This is a genomic window from Campylobacter sp. TTU-622 (assembly GCF_016598965.1).
Classification (GTDB): Bacteria; Campylobacterota; Campylobacteria; order Campylobacterales; family Campylobacteraceae; genus Campylobacter_D.
Map to the genome: position 1 here is coordinate 1 of NZ_JAENKR010000109.1, position 3,496 is coordinate 3,496.

The following is a 3,496-nucleotide window of genomic DNA, read 5'->3' on the forward strand; positions in this document are numbered from 1 at the left end:
TTATTATCTATACTAAACAAATCAAGATATTTTTTATTTTGATATATTCCATTGGCTTTAGAATTTATAAAGCAAAGTTTTGAATTTAAGAAAAAATTTTTCATAAATAAAGAAGAAAATTTATCAGCTTTAATATAAATTTGATTTAAGGCTAGGCCAAAATGAGGTTTAAAACCTACAAGTATAGCAAAATCAGTTTTTAAATCTTTAAGATTATTTTCTTCTTTGTTTATTTTTGAACTATTAAAAAGAGCTTCTTGTTTATCAATATCTATTAAATTGTTTTGTTTTAAATCAATGATTTCAAATGAATCTTCATTTGATTTCATATTTAAAATTTTTTTCTGTGAAAAATCATTGGATAGTAAAATATTAAATAAAAAGAGAATTAAAAATAAAATTTTCATTTTTATCCTTATAAAAAATCTTTTAAGAATTTTTTATCTGAAAGTGCTATAAAAGGTAAAGCTTTATAACTTTCTTGATTGTAATTTAATAATTTTAAATTCAAATCCCCCATAAAGCCACCCATTTGATTGATTAAAAAATCTCCTGCTGCTATATCCCATATACTTAAACTTTCATTTCTTTTATATACACCAGCTCTTCCTTCTAAAATAGCACAAAATTTAAGTCCAGAGCCTATGTTTAAAGCTTTTAAATTATATTTTTTTGCAAAATCCTCATCTTCTTTACTGAGATGATTTACGCTTAAAAGAGCGGTATTTTTGTTTTGGTTTATTAAATCTTCATCTTTTTTTAAAATTGTATTATTCTTATAAACAGGAGTGTGTAAATGAGCATAAAAAACAGTATTAGTACTAGGACTTTGAATAAGAGCTAAAATAGGTCTTTGTTCTTTTATAAGAGAGATCATAACGCAAAATTCATCTGAATTTTTTAAAAATCCACTTGTGCCATCTAAGGGATCAATAAGCCAAAAATATTCTAAATTTTTTCTTTCTTCATATTTTAAAATTTTTTCTTCTGAAAAAATTTTGAAATTGGTTTGCGAGAGTTTTTGTGTAATGATATCATTAGAAACCATATCTGCTGTTGAAACTAGGCTTTTATCTTCTTTTTTCCAAATTTCTACAGAATCTCTAGTTTGCATTATGGCTTTAGATGCTAAAGTGGCAGCTTCAAGTGCTAAATTTAAATATTGATCTAAATTCATTAACCCTCCTTTTTTATGTTTGATACAATTTTTATTAAACTTAAAACTATAATAACCTCAAATAAAGCTGTTAAAATTAAAGCCGCATATAAATTCGAAGAAATAATTTTAGCATTAAAAGATAAAGTTGCTGCAGCAATGAGCAAGGTTAAGGGCATAGAGTGACTTAGGCCAAATAAAATTGAGTTTTTAAAGCCAATATCTTTTAAAAAAATCATAGAACAAAGTATTCTTAAACACATCATTAGGAGCATTAGTGAGAAAGAATAGAGTATAATTTTATATTCTAAAAGTATTTTGATATCAAAAGTTGATCCTATATAGATAAAAAATACAGGAATTAAAAATCCATAGCCAAAACTTGAAAGTTTGTGTTCTAAATCTTTTTTATGGTTAAAGAAAGTTGCCATAAAAGAACCAGCTATAAAAGCTCCAAGTGCAACTTCTAATTTTGTAATAATCATTGCTATAATGATTAAAATGAAAATAGCAATACAAAATCTTATATCTTTTTCGTTTTTATCTTCTTCGGGCATTAAAATAGTTTTTAATCCTGGATACCACCAAAATAAAATACCAAGAATTTTAAAACTTAATAAACAAAGACCTAAAAAGATATTAAGGTATAAAATGCTTTGTCCTACACTAATAATGCTTGTATCTTCTCTTAAAAAAGCTCCTGCAATAGTAATTAAAACTATACTAATTACTTCAGCTAAAGTGGCTACGATCATAGCTGTATTAAGCCAATAGCAATTTTTGCCAAAATCTTTAAAAAGTATAGATAAAAGACCAACACTCATTATAGGTATGATTAAAATAAATACAAAATGAAGCTTAAAAATCCATACAATTAAAGAAGCTAGAGAATAAAGTAAAAATATATAATAAAGACTTTGTTTAACAAGTTTTTTTTCCATATTGAAAAAATCTCTTAAATTTACTTCCATGCCTGCAATAAACATTAAATAAAAAAAACCAATATTAGCCAAAAGTTTAAAATTTTCACTTTCTTCTATAAAATTAAAATAAGCTACAATAGAGCCTAAAATAATTTCAGTTGCAGAAATAGGCAAACGTAAAGATTTAGCAATATAAGGAGAAAGGAACAAACAACAAGCTATTGTTGTAAGAATTTTTAAATCAATTAAATCTTGATGCTCAATGACATTCTGAAGCAAAACTAAATCCCATTTGTTTAAGTTTTTCAATATCTTTAGAGGCTACTTCTCCTTTTGTGGTAAGATAATCCCCTATAACAATAGAAGAAGCTCCTGCTTCAAAAATTTCATATTGTCTTTCTTTTAAGATAAACTCGCGTCCTCCTGCTACCATAATAACAGAATCTTTTAAAGCAGTTTTTGTATCGCGTATTATTTTTAAAGCTTCATCTGCACTTAGCTTAGGAACTTTTAAATTTAAATTTTCATTAGAAATAAAAAAATTAATAGGAGTTGAAAAAGGTTTTAATTCTTGTAAAGATTTTCTAAAACTTATTCTATCTTCTTCACTCTCGCCCATTCCATAAATTCCTCCGCAACAAAGCATTAATCCTGCTTCTTTGGCATTAAGATTTGTTTTAAATCTACTCTCCCAAGTATGAGTGGTGCAAATTTTTGGAAAAAATTCTTTAGAAGTTTCAAGATTATGATTATAGGAGAAAATTCCTGCTTTTTTAAGTTCTTTAAGTTGTTCTATATCTGCCATTCCATTGCAAGCTATAAGAAGTAGATTAGGAACTTCTTTTTTAATTGTATGTGCAGCTTTGCAAATATATTCTAGTTTTTCATCATCAAGTCCAAGTCCAGCAGTTACTAAGCAAAAACCTAAAGCTTGATTTTTTTTAGCTATTTTAGCTTCTAAAACAATTTGTTCTATATCTTTTCTTTTATATTTTAAAATATTTGTTTTAACAAAAGAGCTTTGAGTGCAGTATTTACAATCTTCACTACACCCTCCACTTGCTATATTGCATATAGCACAAAGCATAATTTGCATTGCTTCTCCTATTGGGTAATTAAAATCACATTCTAACAAAAAAGCCTTAATTTTAATAAATTTATCTTTTTTGATATTTTAGATTTAAGATATTTTTAACATTGTATTAATTATTAAAATAACAAATTTTAATGAAATTCATTGATATCATTTTTATATTTTTTTGTAAAAAAAGCTATTCTTCTTTTACAACTTCTTTTTAAGCGGATAAAAAAATCATTAATAGCATTTTTTATTTTAATTTTTAATGGCATTTTTACACTTTTTAAAATTTTTTTCCAAGCAGATGCATTTCCTATAAAACCGTTATAAGAATCATTG

4 protein-coding genes and 1 pseudogene are annotated in these 3,496 nt (G+C 25.4%); all 5 read right to left on the reverse strand.

Annotated elements, in window-relative coordinates:
* A pseudogene (locus JG677_RS07455) lies at nucleotides 1-407 on the reverse strand (hypothetical protein); the annotation flags it as partial.
* An 8-nt stretch (nucleotides 408-415) separates the two neighbouring features.
* Nucleotides 416-1,177, reverse strand: coding sequence for a 3'(2'),5'-bisphosphate nucleotidase CysQ family protein (locus JG677_RS07460; RefSeq protein WP_200169218.1), 762 nt, complete (start codon nucleotides 1,175-1,177; stop codon nucleotides 416-418).
* On the reverse strand, nucleotides 1,177-2,358 hold the full coding sequence (locus JG677_RS07465; RefSeq protein WP_200217047.1) for a cation:proton antiporter: 1,182 nt from the start codon (nucleotides 2,356-2,358) through the stop codon (nucleotides 1,177-1,179). Before JG677_RS07465 ends, JG677_RS07460 begins: the two co-directional genes overlap by 1 nt.
* Nucleotides 2,339-3,175, reverse strand: coding sequence for a biotin synthase (locus JG677_RS07470; RefSeq protein WP_200169219.1), 837 nt, complete (start codon nucleotides 3,173-3,175; stop codon nucleotides 2,339-2,341). The genes JG677_RS07465 and JG677_RS07470 overlap by 20 nt, the downstream gene beginning before the upstream one ends.
* Nucleotides 3,176-3,303: 128 nt before the next feature.
* The coding region (locus JG677_RS07475; protein ID WP_200286016.1) for a hypothetical protein at nucleotides 3,304-3,496 on the reverse strand (193 nt) is incomplete at its 5' end.

Bases quoted from the DNA above. Each gene is read 5' to 3' on its own strand.
- JG677_RS07460 (WP_200169218.1), bottom strand. From the start codon at position 1,177: ATGAATTTAGATCAATATTTAAATTTAGCACTTGAAGCTGCCACTTTA.
- JG677_RS07470 (WP_200169219.1), bottom strand. From the start codon at position 3,175: ATGCAAATTATGCTTTGTGCTATATGCAATATAGCAAGTGGAGGGTGT.